This window comes from uncultured Tyzzerella sp. (assembly GCF_963558545.1).
Classification (GTDB): domain Bacteria; phylum Bacillota; class Clostridia; order Lachnospirales; family CAG-274; genus Tyzzerella.
In genome coordinates, this window is record NZ_CAUWHO010000008.1 from 28,169 (window position 1) to 53,391 (window position 25,223).

Here is a 25,223-nt window from a genome sequence, read left to right on the forward strand (position 1 = left end):
AATCTTTTCGGCATAAAAAATAAAACTTGAAACGTATTTATCCTTTTTATTTTAAAAAAATAAGTCATATATTAATTTATATCAATTAAAAAGCCTCCCTTTTGGGAGGCTTAAAAATTAATCAAAAGATTAAATTAGTTTTTAGCAGTAGTTGTTTCTGTTGTTGTATCAGAAGCAGTTGTGCTTTCAGTAGTTGTTTCTGTTGTTGTATCAGAAGCAGTTGTACTTTCAGTAGTTGTTTCTGTCATTTTAGCATTTCTACCATGATCTTTGTTGTAGATAGCAGTTCTAGTATCTGCATCCCAATCAACAGTTACACCTAAAGCTTGACCTAAAGCTCTGAAAGGAACAAACATTCTACCGTCTTTTATTTCAGCTTTAACACCGAACTCCATAGGTATTTTAGTACCATCTACTGTCATAATGTTGCTACCAGCTTGGAATTGAATAATTTTTTGGCCAGTACCTGCACCGTAGTAGATTGTAGTAGTTTTAGTGTTTGCATCAAATGCAATTTTGCTAGATTCATCTGCATTTGTAGCATTAGCTGTATCTACACCTAAAGCTACAGAAACAAATCTTAAAGGAACCATTGTGCTGTTGCTTGATGCTTGGATATAAGGAGCTACATCCATATCAATTGCTTGGTCACCAAGAAGGATAGTTTTTTCACCAACACTTACTTTAACTACTTGGTCAAAAGTACCTGGTTCAGTGATAACATCTAAATATCCTTTAAAGTCATAAGTTCTTACGTTATCTTGGTTAACTAAATTTTCGTTTTTAGAAGTTATATCAAATGATTTATCATCTTTAACTTCTGAGTTAAAGTTATTGATAACAGCTGCACCACCTAATTTTAAGTCATAAGCACCAAATGGTACAGAACGTGTAGTACCTACTTTAACATCTTTGATTGTTATTGTAGATGGGTTTTTATAAGAAGCTTTGTTAATTTTAAATTCAATTACACCTTTTTTAGCACCAAATTCTTTTTCTTTAACTTCTAATTCGCCACCGCTTATTTCAAATTTAGCATTAGAGAAACCTAATTCTTGAGTACCATAAGGAGCTGCAAGTTCTAAAGTAGCAATTCTATCTTCTAAGAACATACCTGGTCTAGCTTCTGTAATAACGATATCTGCAGTGTTGTAATCTTGGTAACCTATGTTAGCTTTTGTAGTAGTTGTTTTAATTTCAAATGGAACAACTGCTTTAGCAACAACTGTTTCTACAACATTGCTTTGTCCACCACCTGTTACACCAAGTTTAATATCACCTTTGAAACCTGGGTCTACAGATAAGTCAAGTTTTAATACAAAGTTAGCTAAAATGTTTGTGTTTGCATCGCTTTGTTTAACTTGGTAAGAATCTCTTTTAAGTCTTAAAACTTTACCATTTTCAACGATTTCAAAATCACTAGATTCTGGTTTTTCAGTAAAGTTGTTTTCTTTGCTAATTTCCGCACCTACGATTTTAACGCCTTCTGGAACAACAAAATCTAAAGCTCTAGATTCTACTAAAGTATTAGGGATAGATTCTGAGAATTTAACTTCTACAGTAGTGTTGTCTTTTTCAGACATATTTGTTTCATCTTTTTTGTAGTGTCTACCAGAGATGATTTCCATAGGATCTTTTAAAGTTTCAAGTTTAAATCCTAACTCTGCTCTTTTAGCAACAACTTTGTTTTGGCTAGTGATACCATCACCAGATACAGAAAGTTCTACATCACCAAAGTTTTTGCTATTATTCGCTTCTACAAATAAACCGTCAATTCTAATACCTGTTGGTAAAGCACGATTTTCACCTAATCCACTTACTTTAACTTTAAGAACAGAATCGTTACCGCTAAATCCATAACCAGTAGATTTAATATCTGCAGTTAATTTTTCACCTGTTTTGTCATTAAAGAATTCAACAGAATCACTTGCATTAGCACCTGTTTTAAATCTAAATCCACCATTAACTCTTAAAGTTAAAGTAGCTTCATCGTGTTTAGAAGATGTTGTACCAATTGTATTTCTAACGTTTTCTTTAATAACGATAGGACCTAATTTACCATAATCTTCAAAAGATTTAATGTTGTTGCTGCTATATACTAACTGAGTGTCACCTTCTTGTACAGAAGAAGTAAGAGTATATTCTCCACCTACAACTTTATCATTATAATCTGAAGTAATTTTAGCTTTAACAGGGGCATTACCATCAGCTATTACTGCACCTAAAGGTAAAGCAACATAAGGATTTTCTACTTTAATCTTGTCGTTTGATTCAACTGCATCATTTGTAACATCAACTTTTTTAATTTCTTTAGTTCCACTGTTTTTCAAGTTTAACCAAGTATAATCACTGTCTTGTAATTCAGTACCAGAATTTTGTTTAAACTTAATATCAATGTTACTTTCTTTTACAATTTTAGATTTTTCCATAGTTATGCCTTTATCAGCATCACTAAGATTTAAATTAGGAACTGTAATTGTAGCAGTTGTTGGGTTATTAATTTCTATCTCATAAGGAATATGAGCTAATTCTGCTACATATTTAGTTTCTTTTTCTATTATAGCTTTTTTAAGATTAGCTATAGCTGGAGCAATTTTTTCGTGTGCCATAAAAGTAGCTTTATCTTCAATTGTTCCACCACCAAGTTTAAAGTCTTCTTCTTTAAGACTAGCTATAGCATCTCTAAGCCCTTCATAGCCTGGTGCTGTATCAATTTCTTTATCATTACCTATTGTAACACTTGCATTGTTAACATCAGTTTTGCCTATATTTGTATAAACAGTTTTTAAATCTGATGCTCCTTTCATAGCTGTAGTATAATCTACTGCTTTAAGACTGTTACTGTTTTTATATTCATATCTTTCTTTGTGATTTTCATCAAAAGTACCGTTTTCAAGTTCTACTTTAAAAGTAACTTTATCACCAATATTGTTAGTACCGTCATTGTTAAGAGCTACTTTAACAACGCTTTTTCTACTTTTTAACTCATCAACAGTTTTGTAAGAAGTGTATTTGCTTGCTTCTGCATCGATAGTTTCGTTTGCTTTAGCAAAAGTAGTGTTTAATACACCATCAGCTTTTAATTGAGCTGCACTTGCAGTCATAGGCATTGCACTTGTAACCATCATAGCTGATAATAATATAGCAATTTTTCTTTTCATTTTAAAATTCCTCCTAAATAATTCAAGTTAATAACTAATTTTATTAGTTAACCACTGTGCTTACATTATAGCATTGCAAACTTATCTAGTCAATATCATTTAATGAGATGTAACATTATTGTAATATTTGTAATATAATAATGTTTTAAGGTTATACCTAACCCCTATAAAACTAATTTTTAAAAATATTAAAACTGTTGTTATATATGTTTTAAATCTTAATTTTTAAATTTAGGTTTTATCTAATTTTTTATTTGTTTGCCTTGCTTGTATATAATATAACACCTATCAAATCTTTTTGCAATAGGTTAAGGCTATTTGTAATTTATGTGTAATATTCGTTATATTTTCGTAATAATTATACATTTAAAACTCTAGTATTTATCATATTTTCATTATAATATCCTGTTTTGCCTATCCCCTTAAAATAATATAACGTATAAATATCTTTATAAAAATATTATTTAAAATATAATTTTCTTATGTGTATATATCAATAAAATTAAGCAAATTTTCATTTTATTATTAAGTCTAAATCATTGTGTTATTACATTATATATGCTATAATATTTTTATGTTATAGTTTAAAAATTATAGTTTAAAAACTTTAATTAATATAAAAACAAACGAGGTGTTAATATGAAAAAATATGTCGCTTTGGCTTTATGTATAGCCTTTAGCTTTCCTTATTCTTTATCTGTATTTGCTACCCCTTTAAATATAAATCTACCTATAAAGCATACAGAATCAAAAAAAGAAAATAGCTTTATTATAAATGGTATAACATATAGCATTACACAATCTCCAAAAGAAACATTAAAAGGATATGTTTCTATAATTAGTGGTAAAAACTTTAAAGAAAAAGAGCTTGTTATACCACAAAATGTTGTTTATCAAGGTAAAAATTATTATGTAGATAATATAGAGCCTTCTGCCTTTTATCAAAATAACTTTATAGAAAAAGTTACTATACCTAATACTATTAAAAATATCGGTTCTCACGCTTTTACAGATTGCCAAAACCTTAAAGAAATAAAAGTTATACCAGGTGCCAATAAATATGCAACAATAAATGGTGTTCTTTTTAATGTTAACAAAGATACCCTTATTACATACCCTGCAGGCAAACTTGATAAAACATATAATATGCCTTTTGATGTAAAAAAAATACAAGAAGGTGCTTTTTATAACAATAAAAACTTAGAGCATTTTGTAACAAACTCTAGCTTAGAGGAGATAGGCCCTTATGCTTTTTATAAAACTAAAAAATTAAAAGAAGTGTCTGGCATAGTTAAGCTAAAAACTTTAGGAGATTATGCTTTTGCAAATTCTTCTATAGAAAATATATCCCTTTCTACATATCTAGAAAAAATGGGAAAAGCTACTTTCTATAAAAGTAACATAAAAAAAATAGAAATACCTTATAGAATAAAATCTTTACCAGAGTATTCTTTCTATGGTGCAAAAAATTTAAAAACTGTTATTTTTAAAGACACTCTCTCTAATATAGAACGTTTTGCCTTTACAGACTCTGGGATTGAGAGCTTCTCTGCTCCAGAAAATCTACTATCTATAGATTTTCAAGCCTTTGCAAACTGCAAAAATTTAAAAAATTTAACTTTTAATGCAAAATTACAGTCTATACAAGATGAAGCATTTTTAAATTGCTCATCTTTAACAAAACTTGACTTTACTAGAGATTTAAAAAATTTAGGTAATAACATTTTTTATGGGTGTAATAATATAGCTAATGTTTCTTCTGATAAAAGCTCACATTTTAAAACTTTAGATAATATTTTATTTACAAATGACAAAACAAAGCTTGTTTATGTACCACCTAAAAGAGAAATACCTTATATAAACATACCACAAGAAACTACATCTATTAAAGGTGATGCTCTAAATATTGCATACTCTATAGATACAATTAATGTTGAAGAAAAAAACGAAAACTTTTCTTCAGAAAACGGTATATTATACAATAAAAATAAAGATGTATTAATTAAGTTTCCACCAAAAAAATCTTTAGTTAATGTTAATGTGCCTTACTCTGTTAAAGAAATAAAACCTTTTGCATTTGCTAATGCAGAAAACCTATATGGCTTTATTAAATTAGAAAAAAATGTAGAAAAAATAGGTAATAATGCCTTTGATAATACCCCTAAAATAGACGGCTTTTCAGTTGATAATACAAATAACAACTATTCTTCTTACAATAACATCTTGTTTAATAAAGACCAAACTGTACTTATAAAATACCCTACTGGAAAATCTTTAAATAGCTTTACTATACCAGATAAAACAAAAACTATAGAAGAACGTGCATTCCAACAAGCTAATATATCTAACCTTACAATTGGAGTTAATGTAGAAAATATAAAAAATCAAGCCTTTTTAAACTCATCTGTTAGTAACATTACTATAAAAGAAGGTGTAACTAATATTGGCAACGAGGCATTTAAAGGTACTAACATACAAAATGTTGTATTACCGTCTACATTAAAAAATATTGGAGATTTAGCTTTTGCTTATTGCAATAATTTAAAAAATGTTCAATTTAATGCTTTACAAAATGAGTCTTTTGGATATAATATGTTTATAGGCTCTAATAACTTGCAAAAAATTGTTGTACCTATAAATAGCTATAACAATTATAAATCTTACCTATTAGATTCTAATGTTGGTAACTGGCAAAATCTTTTACAAGAATATAAGCCACCTGTACAACAAAATAATAATAAAAAATAATAATAAATGAGGTGTACAATATGTCTAATGTTTCTACAGATAGCTTTTTAAACGCTATGAAAAATTTATTACAAAATCAAACAGATGAAAATTCTAAAATATTTGAGCAAGAAATTAATAATACAAAATTTTTATCCCCTGTTGTTATATTAAACAAAAATGCTGATAGTACTTTACAAAATTCTGATGTATCCTTTATACATATCGAGGATTCAGAAAATACTAAGCTTTTCTTAGCTTTTACAGACTGGGAAAAATTTAATAAATTTAAAAAAGAAAATCCTTTTACAGCTATAGAAGCTACAATTAAAGATTTTCATTATATGCTTACTACTATAGATACAGATGCTAAAGGGTTTGTTATTAACATAGGTGATGATGCCTTGTTTATCCCTAAAGAAACTATTATTTAATTTTTATACAAAAAGAGCCAAGTAACATACTTGGCTCTCAGACTGTAAAAAAAAATAATATTAAAATAAATTTTTTCATTTTTATATCCTATTTATAGGATATAAAAATTTTAATCACAAGACAAGGCTTTGCCTTGGATTGTGTAAAAGCCAGATTTCTAGGTGCTTTAGCCCTTGTACGAAGAAATCGGCTTTTTTCTTACAGTATCTCAAAAAAATAAACTTGTTATTTTTTTGAAGAGGTTGTAGACAAAGTCTACAACCTCAAAGCCAAGTACAATACTTGGCTCTTTAATCTTCTATAAAGTCATTAGAATTAAATTTGTATGCTAATGTCATTAAGCTATCTGTCAAATGTACATTTTCTACTATAACTCCGTCTTTATTTGTCAGCTCTGTATTTGAAAAATTCCATATCCCTTTTATACCATAAGATACTACATTTTTATATAAATCATAAGCATTAGTACCAGGTACAGCCAAAACAGCTATATCTACAATGTTATCCTTTGTAAATTGCTCTAGCTCTATTATGTCCTTTACTTCTAAATCTCTTATTTTTGTACCTATAACATCAGAGTTTACATCAAATATACCTATAAAATTAAATCCTCTTTTTTCAAATTCAACATAGTTTAATAAAGCCTGACCTATCTTACCTGCACCTAATATAACTAAATTGTAGGTTTTATTTAATCCTAGTATTTCTTTTATTTCTTCATATAGAAGCTCTACATTGTATCCATACCCTTGTTGTCCAAAACACCCAAAATTATTTAAATCTTGCCTTATTTGTGATGCTGTAACATTCATCTTTTGACTTAAATCTTTAGAAGATATCCTTGTTATACCATCATCTAATAAGTTTCCTAAAAATCTGTAATATCTAGGTAAACGTTTAATCACAGCTAAAGATACTTTTTTGTCCATTAACACCACTCCTTTAACAATGTTTTAACAAGATTATACAACTTTGTTTTGTTTTTGTCAATGTTTAGTCTTTTAAAAATTATTATTTTTTGTTATACTTATTATAAGTAATTTTTTTATAGGAGGCAAAAGATGATTCTTTCTTGTAATAATATTAATAAATCATTTGGTATAACAAATATATTGCATAATATATCTTTTAATATAAATGAAAAAGACAGAGTTGCTTTAGTTGGTGTTAATGGAGCCGGAAAGTCAACTTTATTTAAAATAATAACAGGAGAAATATCTAAAGATAGTGGCGATATAAATATCCCAAAAAATACTAAAATTGGTTATTTCTCTCAAACACTTAATCTTAATGAAGATAACTCTCTTTTTGATGAGCTTTTAACAGTATTTTCTAATATAATAGATATGGAATTTAAACTTAGGGAATTAGAAGAAAAAATGAGCATATCTAAAGATGATGAGCTTGACTTATTTATTAAAGAATATGATAAAATATCTACATACCTTGCAGAAAATAACTCTTTTAACTATAATAGCCGTATTAAAGGGGTATTAAAAGGGCTTGGCTTTGTAGAAGATGATTTTTATAAACAAATAAAGTTTCTTTCTGGTGGTCAAAAAACACGTATTGCTCTTGGTAAAATATTGTTAGAAGAACCAGATATTTTATTATTAGATGAGCCTACTAATCACCTTGATATATTATCTATTAACTGGCTAGAAAATTTCTTAAAGGCATATCCTAAAGCCCTATTTATTATATCTCACGATAGATATTTTTTAAATAAAATAGTAACTAAAGTTATAGAGCTAGAAAACACTAAAGCAACTATATACAATGGAAACTATAACGACTACTCACAAAAAAAGCACATAGCTAGAGAAATAATGCTAAAACATTATTTAAACCAACAAAAAGAAATAAAAAAACAAGAAGAAGTTATAAAAAAACTTCGCTCTTATAATAGAGAAAAATTTATAAAACGTGCTGAAAGCCGTGAAAAGTTTTTGGATAAAATGGAAAAAATAGAAAAACCAGATAACCTACCAGCACAGATGCGTCTTAGCTTATCCCCTAAAAAAGAAAGTGGAAACGATGTTTTAATGGTAGAAAATTTATCTAAAAGCTTTAATTTTAACCTGTTTAACAACATTTACTTTGATATAAAAAAAGGAGAAAAAGTTGCTCTTATAGGTGCTAATGGTATAGGTAAAACTACCCTTATAAAAATGATAATGGGACAAACTTCTATTGATAGTGGCTCTATAAAGCTTGGCTCAAATGTTGAAATAGGCTACTACGACCAAGAGCAGCAAAACTTAAATTTAGATAAAACTATATTTGATGAAATATCTGATACCTATCCTAATTTAAAAAATGAAGAAATAAGAAATGCTCTTGCCGTTTTTGTATTTACAGGGGACGAAGTTTTTAAACAAATATCTACACTAAGTGGTGGAGAAAAAGGACGTGTTGCTCTTGCTAAAATTATGCTTTCTAATGCAAATCTTCTTATATTAGACGAACCTACTAACCATCTTGATATGGTATCAAAAGAAATTTTAGAAGATGCACTAAAAAACTATACTGGCACTTGCGTATATATATCCCACGATAGATTTTTTATAAATAATACTGCAACAAAAGTTATTGAGCTTACTAAAAATAAAATGAATGTATATCTTGGAAATTATGATTATTACCTGGAAAAATGTCAACAAAAAGATACTACAACAGAAAATATACAACCTAAAATAATATCCGATAATAAAATGGACTGGAAAGCTCAAAAGGAAGCTCAAGCAGAAGCAAGAAAAAAACAAAACGCTATAAAAAAACTAGAAGAGCAAATAGAAATATTAGAAAATAAAATTAAACAAGCTGATGAACAGTTAACTTTAGAAGAAGTTTATACAAATCCATATAAATCTAAAGAAATCTTTGAAGAAAAAACTAAACTAGAAGACGAGCTTGTTATATTATACGATGAATGGGAAAATATGGCCTAGTTATATACCTTTTATATTTGTTAAAAATCAATTTTTTTAATACTTTGTATTCAAAAACAGATATAGGAATATCTTTTTTATATAAATAAAAAATACCCCAATATTGAGGTATTTTTTTATTTAACTTTTATTACATCATTCCCATAGGATTGCCGCCTGGCATCATTGGTTCTTCTTTTGTTATATCTGCTACAACTGCTTCTGTTGTCAATACAGTAGATGCTACACTATTTGCATTTAATAATGCACTTTTTGTAACTTTAGCTGGGTCTAATATACCTGCATCTATCATATTTACAAACTCACCTGTTAAAGCATTAAAGCCATAATTAGCCTCTTTACCTTTAACTTGGCTAACAATAACAGAACCCTCAAGCCCTGCATTGTTTACTATTTGACGGAGAGGGGCCTCTAAAGCTTTAAGTATAATATTTGCTCCTGTTTTTTCATCTCCAACAAGACCTTCTACAACCTTAGATACTTCTGGTATACAATGTATATAAGCAGAACCACCACCACTTATAATACCTTCTTCTACTGCTGCACGAGTAGCTGCTAAAGCATCTTCCATTCTCAATTTTTTCTCTTTAAGCTCCATTTCTGTTGCTGCTCCAACTTTTATAACTGCAACACCACCTGCAAGCTTAGCAAGTCTTTCTTGTAATTTTTCTTTATCAAATTCTGATGTAGTAGCTTCTATTTGCTCTTTAATTTGATTAACTCTACTAGTTATTAAGCCTTTATCTCCAGCACCATCTACAATTATTGTATTTTCTTTATCTACTTTAACTGTTTTTGCACGTCCAAGCATATCCATTGTAGTTTCTTTTAAATCAAGCCCTAGCTCATCTGATATAACAGTACCACCTGTTAAAATAGCTATATCTTCAAGCATAGCCTTTCTTCTATCACCAAAACCTGGTGCTTTAACAGCAACACAATTAAACGTTCCTCTTAATTTGTTAACAATAAGAGTAGTTAAAGCCTCTCCTTCTATATCTTCTGCTATTATTAAAAGTCTTGCTCCTGTTTGAACAATTTCTTCTAATATTGGTAATATATCTTGAATGTTAGATATTTTTTTGTCTGTTATTAAAATATATGGGTCTTCAAGCTCTGCAACCATTTTATCCATATCTGTTGCCATATAAGCTGATAAATACCCTCTATCAAATTGCATACCTTCTACAAGGTCAAGCTCTGTATTCATTGTTTTACTTTCTTCTACTGTAATAACACCATCATTAGATACTTTTTCCATAGCATCTGCTATCATAGACCCTACTTCTTCATCTGCTGCTGATATAGATGCAACTTTTGCAATATGGTTTTTACCATCTACTTTTTGGCTCATTTCTTTAATAATTTCTACTGCCTTTTCTGTAGCTTTAGACATACCTTTTCTTAAAATAATTGGATTTGCACCAGCTGCAATATTTTTAAGGCCTTCTTGTATCATAGCTTGAGCTAAAACAGTTGCTGTTGTAGTACCATCTCCTGCTACATCATTTGTTTTTGTAGCAACCTCTTTTACAAGCTGAGCACCCATATTTTCAAAAACATCTTCAAGTTCTATTTCTTTAGCAATAGTAACACCGTCATTAGTAATTAAAGGTGTACCAAATTTTTTATCTAAAACTACGTTTCTACCTTTAGGACCTAAAGTAACTTTTACTGTATCTGCAAGTTTATTAACACCTGCTTCTAAAGCTTTTCTAGCATCAACACCATATTTAATATCTTTTGCCATTTTTATATCCTCCTAAAATATTAAAAAATTATTCTACAATAGCTAATATATCACTTTCTTTAACTATAATGTACTCTTGCCCATCAACTTTAACTTCTGTTCCAGAATATTTAGAATAAAGTACCTTATCACCAACTTTTACTTGCATAGGAACAAGCTTTCCGTCAACAGTAGCACCAGGACCTACTGCTAAAATTTCTGCTTCTTGTGGTTTTTCTTTAGCCCCAGCTGTTAATATTATGCCACCTTTTGTTTTTTCTTCTGCTTCTAAATGTTTTAATACAACTCTATCTGATAATGGTTTGATATTCATATTTTTACCTCCATAATTATTATGTATAAGCATTATTATATTTATGTTTATATAAATAAATTATACCATATACATATCACTTTTTTATTATCACTCATTTAACAAGAGTGCTAAGCATAACTATATACTAATTTAATATATACTTTTATGCAATGTCCATATTAAACTATTTTATCCAATTTTGCTAATTTTATGTATTAATATCTTTTATTTTCTTTTGCTTTCTTTTAATATCTTTTATTTTGTACCTATCTTCTCACTTCTTGCATAATAAAATAAATATTGTTGTGCATACCCTGCTAAATGTCCCCACTTTTCTTTTGCAAAGCTATGTATTTGTTTTATAGGTGTATCTTTTTCATCAAAATAAAAGTATTCCATAACACGCTTTACCCAAACATCAGTAGGAAAAACATCATTTTTCTTTAATGAAAATAATAATACACAATCTGCTACTTTTGTACCTACACCTTTTATTTTTAAAAGTTCCTCTTTTGCACTTAAAGACGATATGTTATATAAGTTTTGTAAATTTATGTTGCCATTTTCTAAATTTTCTATTGCATCTAAAATATACTTATCTCTAAATCCTGTTTTACAAAGCTTTAATTCTTCTTGAGTTGCTTTTTTTAATTGTTCTATTGTAGGAAAAAGATAATATTCATCACATTTTACACCATATTTTTCTGATATATTTTTTATAACTTGCTTTATCATAGGTATACGGTTATTTTGTGATATTATAAATGAAATTAAACATTCAAATGGCTCTTGATTTAAAATTCTAATACCTTCTGCATATTCTATAGCTCTTTTTACAATATCATCATTTTTTAACTGTTCTTTTATTTTATTATAATCTGTGTTTAAATCAAAATAATTTATCCATATTTTTTCAAATTCATCTATAGTACAAGGATAAAATTCCACTTTGTCTTTAGTTTGCTTTATATTTAAAACTTTACTATTGGCAATTATTATATAATGCATATGCTCTATTTTTTCAAATCTAAAGCATTGGCCACATTCCAATATTTCTTCTATATTAAAACTGTCAAAATCTGTCATTATTATTTTTTTATTTTCTTCTTCAATGTACTTCATTTTTTCTCCTTACTTTAACAATATAAATAAAGGTATGCAAAAAATAATAAAATTACTTTTATACTGACATTGAGTTGCCGTGTTCTATACCTTTATCTGTAAGTATTAATCTAACCTTATCCTCTGACATAAATTTTACAATAACTAGCTCATTATCTTCTAAGTATTTTATTGCTTCTGTATATTTTTTTGTCATAAGTGGAGATTTAGACTCAAATCTATATGTATAAGTATCTCCACCACATAAATAAGATTGATATGCTCTTTCAAAAATAGTTGTTGTTATTTTGTTCATAATGTACTCCTTATATAATAATATAAACTTTATATTATTTGTTTAATCTTTGGCTTAATACTTCGTAAAAGATAATAGCAGATGAAATAGAAGCATTCATAGATTCTACATTTCCTACCATAGGTATTTTAACAAGCTCGTCTGATTTTTCTTTATATTCGTCTAAAACACCATTGGCCTCATTACCAATTAATATACCTATGGACTTTTTAAAATCTATATTATATGGAGCTTTTTTACCCTCTAAATGAGTGCAAACAATTTTTACTTTATTATCTTTTAAATAGTCTATTAAACTTAATAAATCACATTGTTCTATAACCTTAATATGGAATATAGAACCCATGGTTGCTCTTATAACTTTGTCATTATATAAATCTACACACCCTTTAGATAAAAATATTGTATCTACACCTAAAGCCTCTGCTGTTCTTATAATAGTCCCCATATTACCTGGGTCACATATTCTATCTAATATTACAAAAAAATTATTACTTGTTATTTTTATATCCTCTATACAATTTTTAGGTATGTTACAAATAGCCATTATCCCTTGTGGGTTTATTGTATCACTTATCTTTTTAAAAACACTATCTGATACAACTAAACTTTGTATATTTTTATATTTATCTTTTTGGTTTATTTCATTATAAAATTTTTCAGAGAAAACAATCATTTCTATATTTACACTATCTGGTATTTCATCTATAATTCTTTCTCCTTCTATGTAAAATTTACCCAATTTTTCTCTTTCTTTTTTTTGTTTTAATTTTATTATGTCTTTAATTGTTTGGTTTTTATCACTTGTAATCAATTTTTTCACCTAATATTAATTATTTATTTTTTGTATAGAATCATTTTCACCTACAACAACTAAAATATCCTCTTGTTTTATAACTTCAGTTGGTAGAGGTGATACTATTACTGTATTTTCTCTTTTTATAGCTACTATATTAAGACCGTGTTTAGCACGCACATTACTATCTAGTATAGATTTATTAACCCAATTTTTTTCTGGTTGAATCTCAACAATAGCAAATTTATCAGATAAATTTATATAATCTATAATATTTGTTGTAATTAAGGTATTAGCTATTCTAGCGCCCATATCTCTTTCTGGTAAAACAACTCTATCTGCACCTACCTTTTGTAGTATAGATTTTTGTATATCATTTTTAGCTTTAGCTATTACAAACTTTGCACCTAGCTCTTTTGCCATCATAGTTGCCAATATGCTCCCTTCCATATCTTCTCCTATAGCAACTATTACTACATCAAAATTATTTACACCAAATTGGTCCAAAACGTGAACATCTGTAACGTCTGCTTGTACAGAATGACAGCCATATTTTGCCATTTCATTTACTATTTCTATATCTTTATCACAACATAAAACATCACAATCATTTTCTATTAATGTTCTAGCTAAACTTTGTCCAAACCTTCCTAAACCAAGCACTGCAAATTGTCTATTTCTTCCCATTTTTCCCTCCGTATTATCCTACTATTATCTTTTCTTCTGGATAATGTATAACATTTTTTTTATTAGGTTTTCTAAATGATAATGCTAGTACAATTGTTATAGGCCCTAATCTACCAATAAACATACATAATATTATTACAATCTTTCCTGCAAAAGATAAAGTTGGAGTAACACCAGTAGATAATCCCACTGTACCTAAGGCAGAGCAAACCTCATATAAAAGGTCTATAAATTCATATTTTACACCTATACCATCTTCTGTCATAGTCAAAATTATAGTTGCAATAAAAATTAATGTCATCATCATCATAATAATAGACAATGCTTTTTGTATAGTAGATACACTTATTTTCCTTTTAAAAGCTATTATACAGTCTTTACCTTTTATAACAGATATAACAGCTAGTGCTAATACACCTATAGTTACTGTTTTTATACCACCAGCTGTACCACCAGGCGACCCTCCTATCGACATTAATATAATTACTAAAAATTTTGAGCCATAGCTTAAATCTGCCTGTCCTATTGCATCAAATCCTGCTGTCCTTAGTGTAACAGATTGAAATAAAGATGCTAAAATTTTTTCATCAAACCTAAAATTTGATAAAGTTTTGGGATTATTATATTCTATAACAAATGTTAATATAGCACCTAGTAATATTAGTATACACGTCATAGTTAATGCCAATTTAGAATGTACTGTCATAGTAAATAATTCTACTTTTTTCTTTCTAAACTTTGCTATTTTATATTTAGTATACTTGCTAATATCTATTAAAACGGTAAAACCTAAACCACCTAATATAATTAGTAACATTATAGTTATATTTATTGTGTAATCTCTAGCATATGGAACAAGACTATTTTCCCCCAATATATCAAAACCTGCATTACAAAAAGCTGATACAGAATGAAATATTCCTCTAAAAACTCCTCCAAAAAATCCGTACTCTGGTATAAATCTTAAAGATAATATTATTGCTCCTATGCCCTCTATAATAAATGTAACTTTTATTATTTTTTTTAAAAACATTACCATACCTTTAAAAGTTGATAGATTAAATGATTCTTGTATTAATATTCTTTCTTTTAATGTTATCTTTTTGCCCAAAAATACTAATACTATGGTAAATAAACTCATAAATCCTAGTCCACCTATTTGTATAAGAAGCAATATTACAATCTTTCCAAACAAACTCCAATGATAAAGTGTATTTACTACAACAAGCCCTGTAACACAAACGGCTGATGTTGATGTAAAAAGTGCATCTATAAATCCAATACTTTTTCCATTTTGGCTAGCTATTGGTAAATTTAATAAAAAAGCCCCTATAATTACTACAATAAAAAAACTAAAAGCTATAATATGTGGTGGCTTAAAATGAAATAAACTTTTTTCTTTGGTTTTCACTCTATCTCTCCCTTTCTTTAGCAATTTTATTATAACATATTTAAAATATAAGGCAATATTTTTTTAATAATTATGTATATTTATTTTTAAAGCTATAAATTATTTTTTTGGATAATTTGTATTCAAGAATATATATTAATATATTTATTTATAAAGATTAATACAATCCCTGTGTATATTTCCTCTTTAAAAATATAAGTCATACCGTAATTGATATAAATAAAAAAAGCCACTATTAATAGTGACTTAAACTATGCGGACAGTGGGACTTGAACCCACACTCCTAGGAACTAGATTCTAAGTCTAGCGCGTCTGCCATTCCGCCATGTCCGCAAATCCTTAACTTTCTTGTATATGATAACATATATAAATATATATGTCAATACTTTTGTTAGTTTTTTTAAATAAGCTTATTTATAAATAATATGTATATAATAAAAATATATAAAACAAAGATAAGATAGTGTAATATTATACTTATACTTTCTTATCTTTGTTTTATAAAATTTACCTTTTGCTAGGAAACTTTTCTGTTATTTCTAAAATACCATCATAAATAGCCTTAGCTGCTTTTTGTTTAAATTCTGGTGTACTTATTCTTGCTGCTTCTGCAGGGTTACTTAAAAATCCTATTTCACATAAAACAGCAGGTATTTTATTATTTCTAAGCACAATTAAATTAGATGTTTTTACTTTTCTATCTAATGTACCAAGTTCTTTTAGTAAATTTTTTTGCAAAATATCTGCCATATCTTTACTTGTAAGTCCAGTGTCATTTGTATTAGGGTTTAAATAATATACTTCAGTACCATTAGGCCCAGGTTCACCTTTTCCTGACGCATTTTGATGTATAGATACAAACATATCTCCAACTTCATTTGACATATTAGTTCTATCGTTAAAGCTTGGGTTTACATCTTCAAGTCTTGTAAAATAAGCTTTAATATTATGGTTTTGTTCAAATAATTGATTTAATATAAGAGAAATATCAAGGTTTATATCTTTTTCTACTAACCCATTTCCAGTAGTACCAGGTGCTTCTCCACCGTGTCCTGGGTCTACAACAACTACATTTTTATATTTTTCTTTTGGTAAAAGCATATTAATATATATATAATTGATATCTTCTGTTACATTAATGGCTGTTATTTTTTTACAATCTATTATCATTTGTGTCCTATTAGATACATTTTCTACCGTTATTTTGTTTACAAGCTCATTATCAACTCTATGCTCGCCTATATTTATTAAAGGTGTTATATCTGTATCAAATGTTAGTATATATTCTTTATTTAAATAGTTGTCTGTATGTTTAATATTATTTATATTAATAGGCACACTAGATTTTTTCTCTATTTTAAATTGTCTATTAGATGTAATATTACTGTTAAGTTCATTGTTAGTGTCAATGTTACTATTGTTTTCTTCCTTATATATTGTTATTACTGTTGTATTTTCTTGCTTTTTGTGAGAAAATTTAATATCTTCATTAAGTGTAGCTTCTATGTTAATATTAACTCCTGTACTTTTACTATAATCCAAATTATTGATATACTTTGTTTTTTGTATATTTTCCGTTAATCCTACAAGAGCTGCATTTTTTATTTCTATATTTAATCTATCCTTAGCTTCATTTTTAGTTATGTTAACATCTGGTGCAAATTCTCCATATATTTTTAAAATATCATTAACACCGTCATTATACATATCTAATTTTTTAATTGGATTTCCTCCAAAATTTACATATAATGTCTTTCCATCTTCTGATAAAAAGTTATTGTTTAAAACTGAGCTTTTTGTTTTAAAAATAAATCTTGTTATGTTATTATCTTTATTTTCTATTGTAACATTAGATATAAATTCTGTTATACTATCAATGCTTGTCTGGTTTATATTATTTTTAGAATTATATATATCTATAGCAACTGCTCCATTATCTAGTATTACTTGTTCAAACTTTTCAATTTTTTTATTTGAATATATACTAAAAGTTCTTTCGTCAGAATCTGGCATATTTATTCCTTCAATATTTATTTGGGGATTAGATATTGTAGTTGTTTCCAATGTAGTTGTTTCTGTTGTTGTATCTTGTAATATTTTTTCTTTAATATCTATTATTCTTTCATCATTTTTCCACACAACATCAAGTCCCATAGCCTCACTTACAAAACGAACAGGTATCATAGTTTTACTATTTATAAGTTTAGGTGGGATACTCATCTTAAATAGTTGTCCATTTACTGTTGCATTTACATCATTTATCTTCATAAGAACAACCATATCTTTATATACTACTTGTACCTGCTCCTTATCTTTTATCCAAGTAACACTTGCTCCTATTTTTTCAAAGCTTTCTCTAGCTGGCACAAGTGTATAATTATTAATTATAATAGGCTCTAGAGGTAAATCTTCCACTTTTTTAGAATTAACATATAAATAAACACGTTCTTTATTATATGTATATGTTTTGTTATCATATGTTATTTTAAAATTTACATATGGCGCTGAAAATGTACAAATATTAATCATTAAAACAAATATCATAGTAAAAAACACTAATAGAAAATTTTTTTGTTTAAACATAAGTAGCCTCCATTATTTTTCTTGTATTTTTATATTATAACAAATTTCTTTATATAATTACAATACTTACGCATATTTGAAATAAAAATGTAATAATCTTTATTTTTAAGTATCCTAATCGTATATAATAACAAAAAGTATCTAAAATTATATAGATACTTTTTGTTATTATAATATTTAACACTTATTCTTCTTCATTTTCTAAAACAAATTTAAAATCTATCGTTCTTTCATACATATCAGTAGATATAAGCTTAACTGTAACTACATTACCTAAAGAATATCTTTTACCTGTTTTCTCTCCAAAATATTGCATATTTTTTTCATCATAATAGTAATAATCATCTTCAATATTTTTAGGAGATACCATACCCTCTATAGTGTTTGGTAATTCTACATATATACCCCAACTAGTTATGCCAGATATAACACCTTTAAATATTTGTCCAATCTTATCTTGCATATATTCAACTTTTTTAACAAGGCAAGTTTCTCTCTCTGCATCTTCTGCCACACGCTCTCTATTAGAACACTTTAGGCAAATATCTGGTAATTTTTTACTTAGTGTATTTACTCTTTTTTCATTTAAATTTCCATTTATATTTTCTTTTATAATACGGTGTATCTGTAAATCTGGATATCTTCTTATAGGAGATGTAAAATGACAATAATATTTTGCTGCCAAACCAAAATGTCCTTCATTTCTAAAAGTATATCTAGCCTGCTTAAAACTTCTTAGCACTATCCTACTTATAACCATTTCCTCTGGTGTTCCTTTAGCTTTATCAAGTAACTTTTGAAAGGCCTTAGAGTGTATATTGCTCCCTTTTAGTTTATATCCAAATTTAGATATAAATTCTGCCATTTCTTCTACTTTTTCTACATCTGGTTCTTCGTGAGAACGGTAAACAAAAGGTAACTCTAGCCAATAATAATGCTCTGCAACTGTTTCGTTAGCTACAAGCATAAATTCTTCTATTATACTTGTAGCAACATTTCTTTCATATAGCTTTATTTCTATTGGCTGTCTATCCTCATTTAAAATAATTTTAGCTTCTTCAAAATCAAACTCTATTGCCCCTCTTTTTATACGTTTTTGCAGTAGTATATTTCTAAGTTCTTCCATAGTTTTAAACATATTTAAAAAATCTTTATTATCTTCTAAATAAGGACTATTTTCGTTTGTTAAAACATCATTTACAATAGTATAGCTCATTCTCTTATCTACATTTATAAGTGTTTCTGCTATTTGATGATTGCAAATAGTACCATTTTGGTCTATTTCCATTATACAGCTTAAAGCCAATCTGTCTTGTTTTTCATTTAATGAGCATATACCGTTAGATAATTTATGTGGCAACATAGGTATAACTCTATCTACAAGGTAAACACTTGTGCCTCTTTTTATTGCCTCTCTATCAAGAGCAGTACCTTCTTTTACATAATGTGTAACATCTGCTATATGAACACCCAAGCTATAGTGTCCATTTTCTAATTTTTGTATAGTTATAGCATCATCTAAGTCTTTAGCATCTTCTCCATCTATAGTTACAGTTTGTAAATTTCTTAAATCAAGCCTATTTATTTTTTCTTCTTCTAGTACTTCACTAGGTATATTTTCTATTTGCTTATAAACTAAGTCATCAAAATCTGTTGGTAGTTCAAATTGTTTTATAATAGATAAAATATCTACACCAGGGTCATTTATATGTCCTATTATTTCTGTAACCTTTCCCTCTGGTTTTTTACCCTCTTCTGCTTGTTTTATTATTTCTACAACAACCTTATGTCCTGTAACTGCACCCATAGTGTATTTTTTAGGTATAAAAATATCTTTATACATTCTCTTTTCATCTGGTATAACAAATCCAAAGCTTTGGCTTTGCTCAAATGTTCCTACTATATGTTTAAATCCTTTTTCCAACACTTTTATTATAACACCTTCTGGCCTTTTGCCTGTTTCTTCTTCTGTTATTTGGCAAAGCACCTTGTCTTTATGCATAGCTCCATTAGTATTTTTTTCGTGTATAAATATATCTCTTTTGTTATATAAGTCATCATTTTCTACTACAACAAATCCAAAACCTTTAGATGTACTAGTGTAAGTACCATATACCATATTTAAGCTTTCTGGTAGCATTATTTTACCTTTTTGGGTTAAAACAAGCTTCCCATCTACCAATAGCTCATTTACTATTTGTTCAAATAAATCTCTATCTTTAACAGGCACTTCCATAAACATCATAATATCGTTTATTTTCATAGGCTTATATTCCTTAGATTTAACAAAACCTAATATTTTTGCCTTTTTTTCATCTAAAATATTACTATCTATATCTATCATTTTAACACCTCCTATGTGTTATTTTTATTTTATATAATTCTATAAGTATTATACAATCTTTTTATAATTTTTACAACACTTAATAAATTTTTTAATTTTATATATTTAAAATGCCCATTTAAGATAATCTTAAATAGGCAATAATAATTTTATAATTATTTTTATCTAACAAAACCTAAAGCAATTGTTACAATAAAGAATATTACACCTAGTATAATAGTAAGTCTAGCTAATTTGCTTTCTTTACTTCTACCTTTATTTTGGTTCCAATAAGACTGACTATCCCCACCTACAATAGAGCTTGATGTTATACCCGATGCCGACTTAGATTGTTGTAATACAACAACAATAAGTAAAAATGCAACTATACATTGTATAACAGAAAGTCCTATAAAAGGTATACTCATACTGTCAGGCTTGCTAGCTGTTTCTGTTAATGTAGTTGTTTCTGTACTTTCATCTACAACAGTGCTATTTTCTGTACTTGTTGTAGCTTCGCTTGTTTCATCTGGTAAAATTTCTCCTTCTATACCAACTTGTTTTTCTTTTGTTTCCTCTACAACTCTAGGCTCAATAGATAATTCTTCTTGTTGTGTATTTTCAGAGCTATTTTCTTGGCTATTATCTGCTGTTGTTTCTTCTATGTTATTTTCTACATTATCATTCATTTTTTTACCTCCTAAAAAAATCACTTTTTTTATTTTATCATACTAAAAGATATATATCAATAAAAATTTTACAAAAGGTTCTAGTTATATTGTTATAAAATTCTACTTATTTTCAAATTTATACCCAACACCCCAAACAGTTTTTAAGCTCCATACATCTTCATAAGGCATTTTTTCTCTAATCCTTTTAACGTGCACATCTACTGTTCTAGTATCTCCTATAAATTCATATCCCCATATTTTATCAAGTAGTTGCTCTCTAGTAAAAACTTGATTTGGGTGTTGTGCTAAAAAGTTTAACAGTTCAAATTCTTTTGGTGGTAGCTCTAGCTGTGTGCCGTGGTATGTTACTACATATGTTGAAGGGTTTATAGTCATATTAGGTACAACTATTTGGTTAGACTGTATACTATCATCTTTATTATCAAATCTTCTAAGAACAGCCTTTACCCTAGCAACAAGCTCTTTGCTATCAAAAGGTTTTACTATATAATCATCTGCTCCAAGCTCAAGCCCTAAAACTTTATCAAATATCTCTCCTTTAGCTGTAAGCATTATTATAGGTACAGAGCTTATTTTTCTAATCTCTCTACATATTTGATAACCATCTATCTCTGGTAACATAATATCTAGTAAAACTAAATGTGGCGAAAAGTTTGAAAATTCTTCTATAGCTTTTCTACCACTATATACTTCTTTTGTTTCATAGCCTTCTTTATTTAAATATAAACTTATAAGCTCTGCAATATGCTCATCATCATCTACAACTAATATTTTTAGTTTACTCATAAAATTTCTCCCCTTTAAAATCTATTTATAAAGATTTTACTATTCAAATTTTAAGTAAAAATGAATATTTTTTTAATTTTATAGATATTGTAAAAATATTATTTAAGTTCTACAATAGTAACACCAGCATCTCCCTCGCCAAATTCTCCTAAACGATATTTTTTTACTCTGCTATGTCTTCTAAGATATTCGTGTATACCTGTTCTTAAAGCACCTGTTCCTTTGCCGTGTATAACGCTTATAGTGTCCATACCTGCTAAAAAAGCATCATCTATAAATTTATCAACTTTTTCTATTGCCTCATCTACATAAAGCCCTCTAAGGTCTATTTCATAAGATATAGTTTGTGCTTTATTATTTTTAAAGCTACTTGTCTTTTTAGGTTTTATATGTTCTTTTTTAGGCTCTACATAGGTTGTATCTATTGACAAATCTTTTAAATTTGTTTTTATATTCATAATACCTGCCATAACCATTACCTCACCTTTTTGGTTAGGTTCACTTGTTACAGTGCCAGACTGATTTAATGAATGTATAAAAACTCTATCACCTTTTTTAAGATTTTTAGGTATAACACGCTTTTGAGAATTTTTATTATTAAATTTATCTATTCTTTCATCTAATTTAGATAGTTTATCTTTTAATTTTTGTCTTTGGCTATTAATATCATTTTGACTTGCTTTTTCTTTAGCCAATCTTTGTATCTCTTTTACAGCATTATCTGCATCTATTTTAGCCTTAGCTAATATTCTTTTTGCATCTTCTGTAGCTTTTAAAAGTATTTTTTCTTTTTGTTCTCTTGTTTTTTTCTTTTGGTTTTCTACATCTTTTTTAAGCTTTTCTGCCTCTAGCCTATAACTTTCGGCTCTTTCTTTTTCTATCATTAAAGATTTTTTGTTTATTTCAAGGTCTGTAATAACATCTTCAAACTTAGTATCTTCTTTACTAAGCATATTTTTAGCATCTTCTATAATATAATCAGGAAGACCCAATCTTTTTGATATAGCAAAAGCATTACTTTTACCAGGCACACCTATTAAAAGACGATAAGTAGGGCGAAGTGTTTTTACGTCAAATTCGCAAGAAGCATTTGATATGCCCTTAGTTGATATAGCAAAAACTTTAAGCTCGCTGTAATGTGTTGTAACAGCTGTTCTTATTTGCCTATCGTGTAAATATTGTATAATAGACATAGCAAGGCAAGCTCCCTCTGTTGGGTCTGTCCCTGCTCCAAGCTCATCTAACAAAACAAGCGAATTATCTGTTACCTCATCTAATATAGACACTATATTTGTCATATGAGCAGAAAATGTACTAAGGCTTTGCTCGATGCTTTGCTCATCACCTATATCAGAAAATACATTATCAAAAACAGCAAGCTCTGAATTATCAAAAGCTGATATATGAAGCCCTGCCTGCCCCATCAATGTAAATAACCCTATTGTTTTTAAAGATACCGTTTTACCTCCTGTGTTAGGCCCTGTTATAAGAAGAGTAGTAAATTCATCTCCAAGGTAAATATCGGTAGATACAACGTTATTATTATCTAATAAAGGGTGTCTTGCCTTTTTAATATTTATATATCCTTTTTCATTAAATATAGGCTCTGTACCATTAATACTTATAGAATATTCCCCTTTTGCAAATATAAAATCTATCTCTGTTAAAACAACTAAATTGCTAAGTAAAATATCCCTATGCTCATTTACCATTTCAGATAATTTTTTAAGTATTCTGTTTATTTCTTGTAGTTCATCAGAATGTAGCTCTTTTATTTTATTATTGAGCATAACAACGCTTGTAGGCTCCATAAAAACAGTAGCACCTGTTGCCGATTGGTCGTGTACCATACCAGAAAAAGAATTTTTATATTCTGCCTTAACTGGTATACAATATCTATCGCTTTTTACTGTGATAACAGGGTCTTGTAACATATTTTTATATGTGCTAGACTGTATTATTTTATTAAGCTCTAGCCTTACTCTTTCATTAGCTATCTTTATATCTCGTCTTATTTCTCTTAGCTTTTGGCTAGCATCATCAGACATTTCTGTATTAGATATTATACATCTAGTTATCTCTTTATCTAAGCTTTCTATTGGCTCTATCACCTCAAATTTAGGCTCTAAAGCATCATATACATCGTATTTATTTTCACTTTTAGCATAATCTTTTGCCCTTTTACAAGCACTTAAAAAATCTGCAACATTTAAAAGCTCTTCAAAGTTTAAGCTACCTCCTACGGCCGTCCTTTGTAAAAAAGGATTTATATCTCTAAGCCCACCTATTTTTAAAGAACCTTTTTTTAATATCATACTAACAGCTTGAGAGGTTTCTTTTTGCCAAATTTTTATTTCTTTTATATCATCGCTAGGTTTTAAAGCTCTCACCTTTTCTTTTCCAACAAAAGAGCTTGCAAAACTAGCTATCTTTTCTATTATTTTATCAAATTCTAAAGTTTTTAAAGCTTTCTCGTTCATTTTTACCTCTATTTTTCCTATACAAATACATAAATTTATAGTTGAATTTTTTACAATTTTGTATTACAATTAAAATATATGCTTAAAAAAATAATGAAGGGAGATTATTATGAATATTAATGTGTCTAGTATCTATAACGAAATTATTTCCAATATAGAATCTAAAATACCTATCCCTATTACAAATAAAACATATTATTACAATAATAACATAGATGAAGAAAAAAGTAAATCAGAACAAAAATCTTTTACACAAATTTTAGATGATTATCAACAAAATGGTATACCAAAAAGCGATGTTTCTCAAGCTATAAAAGATGCTATATCAGAAGCTTCTGCAAAATATGGTATAGATGAGAGCCTTATCGCTGCTGTTATTCGCCAAGAAAGTAACTTTAACCCTAACGCTACATCATCATCTGGTGCTATGGGTCTTATGCAGCTTATGCCAAAAACAGCTTCTGGACTTGGAGTTACTAATGCTTATGATATAGAGCAAAACATAGATGGTGGTACAAAATATCTTAAAAAACAACTAGATAGATTTGACAATAACACACAGCTTGCCTTAGCAGCATACAATGCAGGCCCTGGTAACGTTAATAAATATAATGGTATACCACCTTTTAAAGAAACTCAAAACTATGTGCCAAAAGTTTTAGGCTACCAAAAAGATTATATGCTACAGCAATATAATAAAAATAAAAAAATATAAACATTTTATTAATT

Annotated in this window: 18 protein-coding genes and 1 tRNA gene; 4 read left to right on the forward strand and 15 right to left on the reverse strand. The window is 28.0% G+C overall.

Features of this window, described 5'->3' with window-relative positions; translation table 11 throughout:
* Window positions 1-134 precede the first annotated feature (134 nt).
* The gene (locus tag R5Z65_RS01865) at window positions 135-3,161 is read right to left on the reverse strand and encodes a copper amine oxidase N-terminal domain-containing protein (RefSeq protein WP_317366704.1); all 3,027 of its coding nucleotides are present in this window, start codon (window positions 3,159-3,161) and stop codon (window positions 135-137) included.
* A gap of 639 nt (window positions 3,162-3,800) precedes the next feature.
* Between R5Z65_RS01865 and R5Z65_RS01870 the strand changes: the two genes are divergently transcribed.
* The gene (locus R5Z65_RS01870) at window positions 3,801-5,909 is read left to right on the forward strand and encodes a leucine-rich repeat domain-containing protein (RefSeq protein WP_317366706.1); all 2,109 of its coding nucleotides are present in this window, start codon (window positions 3,801-3,803) and stop codon (window positions 5,907-5,909) included.
* 20 nt (window positions 5,910-5,929) lie between these two features.
* Window positions 5,930-6,322, forward strand: a complete 393-nt coding sequence (locus R5Z65_RS01875) for an SseB family protein (protein ID WP_317366707.1) — start codon at window positions 5,930-5,932, stop codon at window positions 6,320-6,322.
* 291 nt (window positions 6,323-6,613) lie between these two features.
* Here the strand turns inward: R5Z65_RS01875 and R5Z65_RS01880 are convergent, their stop codons facing one another.
* Window positions 6,614-7,252, reverse strand: coding sequence for a redox-sensing transcriptional repressor Rex (locus tag R5Z65_RS01880; RefSeq protein ID WP_317366708.1), 639 nt, complete (start codon window positions 7,250-7,252; stop codon window positions 6,614-6,616).
* Window positions 7,253-7,384: 132 nt separating this feature from the next.
* Between R5Z65_RS01880 and R5Z65_RS01885 the strand changes: the two genes are divergently transcribed.
* A complete protein-coding gene (locus tag R5Z65_RS01885; RefSeq protein ID WP_317366709.1) occupies window positions 7,385-9,274 on the forward strand; it encodes an ABC-F family ATP-binding cassette domain-containing protein in 1,890 nt (629 codons plus the stop codon).
* A 130-nt stretch (window positions 9,275-9,404) separates the two neighbouring features.
* Here R5Z65_RS01885 and groL read toward each other — a convergent pair whose 3' ends face one another.
* From groL to R5Z65_RS01950, 13 genes are all read right to left on the reverse strand, one after another.
* Window positions 9,405-11,024 (reverse strand): chaperonin GroEL, encoded by a 1,620-nt coding sequence (gene groL, locus R5Z65_RS01890; RefSeq protein WP_317366710.1) that lies wholly within the window; start codon window positions 11,022-11,024, stop codon window positions 9,405-9,407.
* Between the two features lie 28 nt (window positions 11,025-11,052).
* Window positions 11,053-11,337, reverse strand: coding sequence for a co-chaperone GroES (gene groES / locus R5Z65_RS01895; RefSeq protein WP_317366713.1), 285 nt, complete (start codon window positions 11,335-11,337; stop codon window positions 11,053-11,055).
* 237 nt (window positions 11,338-11,574) lie between these two features.
* Complete coding sequence (locus R5Z65_RS01900; protein ID WP_317366714.1) at window positions 11,575-12,441, reverse strand: DNA glycosylase; 867 nt, start codon at window positions 12,439-12,441, stop codon at window positions 11,575-11,577.
* A gap of 58 nt (window positions 12,442-12,499) precedes the next feature.
* The gene (locus R5Z65_RS01905; protein WP_317366715.1) at window positions 12,500-12,736 is read right to left on the reverse strand and encodes a hypothetical protein; all 237 of its coding nucleotides are present in this window, start codon (window positions 12,734-12,736) and stop codon (window positions 12,500-12,502) included.
* A 34-nt stretch (window positions 12,737-12,770) separates the two neighbouring features.
* The gene (locus R5Z65_RS01910; protein WP_317366716.1) at window positions 12,771-13,559 is read right to left on the reverse strand and encodes an RNA methyltransferase; all 789 of its coding nucleotides are present in this window, start codon (window positions 13,557-13,559) and stop codon (window positions 12,771-12,773) included.
* 6 nt (window positions 13,560-13,565) lie between these two features.
* A complete protein-coding gene (locus R5Z65_RS01915) occupies window positions 13,566-14,219 on the reverse strand; it encodes a TrkA family potassium uptake protein (protein ID WP_317366717.1) in 654 nt (217 codons plus the stop codon).
* 13 nt (window positions 14,220-14,232) lie between these two features.
* Complete coding sequence (locus R5Z65_RS01920; RefSeq protein ID WP_317366750.1) at window positions 14,233-15,687, reverse strand: TrkH family potassium uptake protein; 1,455 nt, start codon at window positions 15,685-15,687, stop codon at window positions 14,233-14,235.
* A gap of 197 nt (window positions 15,688-15,884) precedes the next feature.
* Window positions 15,885-15,963 (reverse strand) — tRNA-Leu (locus R5Z65_RS01925).
* Window positions 15,964-16,137: 174 nt separating this feature from the next.
* Window positions 16,138-18,213, reverse strand: coding sequence for an N-acetylmuramoyl-L-alanine amidase (locus R5Z65_RS01930; RefSeq protein WP_317366719.1), 2,076 nt, complete (start codon window positions 18,211-18,213; stop codon window positions 16,138-16,140).
* A gap of 184 nt (window positions 18,214-18,397) precedes the next feature.
* Window positions 18,398-20,557, reverse strand: coding sequence for a ribonuclease R (gene rnr, locus R5Z65_RS01935; protein ID WP_317366721.1), 2,160 nt, complete (start codon window positions 20,555-20,557; stop codon window positions 18,398-18,400).
* Between the two features lie 161 nt (window positions 20,558-20,718).
* Entirely contained in the window at window positions 20,719-21,225 is a 507-nt protein-coding gene (gene secG, locus R5Z65_RS01940; protein ID WP_317366722.1) for a preprotein translocase subunit SecG, read from the reverse strand.
* A 102-nt stretch (window positions 21,226-21,327) separates the two neighbouring features.
* Window positions 21,328-22,014 carry a response regulator transcription factor gene (locus tag R5Z65_RS01945; protein ID WP_317366723.1) on the reverse strand — a complete coding sequence of 229 codons (687 nt, stop codon included), beginning with the start codon at window positions 22,012-22,014 and terminating at the stop codon, window positions 21,328-21,330.
* A gap of 98 nt (window positions 22,015-22,112) precedes the next feature.
* The gene (locus R5Z65_RS01950) at window positions 22,113-24,494 is read right to left on the reverse strand and encodes an endonuclease MutS2 (protein ID WP_317366724.1); all 2,382 of its coding nucleotides are present in this window, start codon (window positions 24,492-24,494) and stop codon (window positions 22,113-22,115) included.
* Between the two features lie 109 nt (window positions 24,495-24,603).
* On the opposite strand from R5Z65_RS01950, the gene R5Z65_RS01955 reads away from it, so the two are divergent.
* Window positions 24,604-25,209, forward strand: a complete 606-nt coding sequence (locus R5Z65_RS01955; protein ID WP_317366725.1) for a transglycosylase SLT domain-containing protein — start codon at window positions 24,604-24,606, stop codon at window positions 25,207-25,209.
* Window positions 25,210-25,223: the final 14 nt, after the last annotated feature.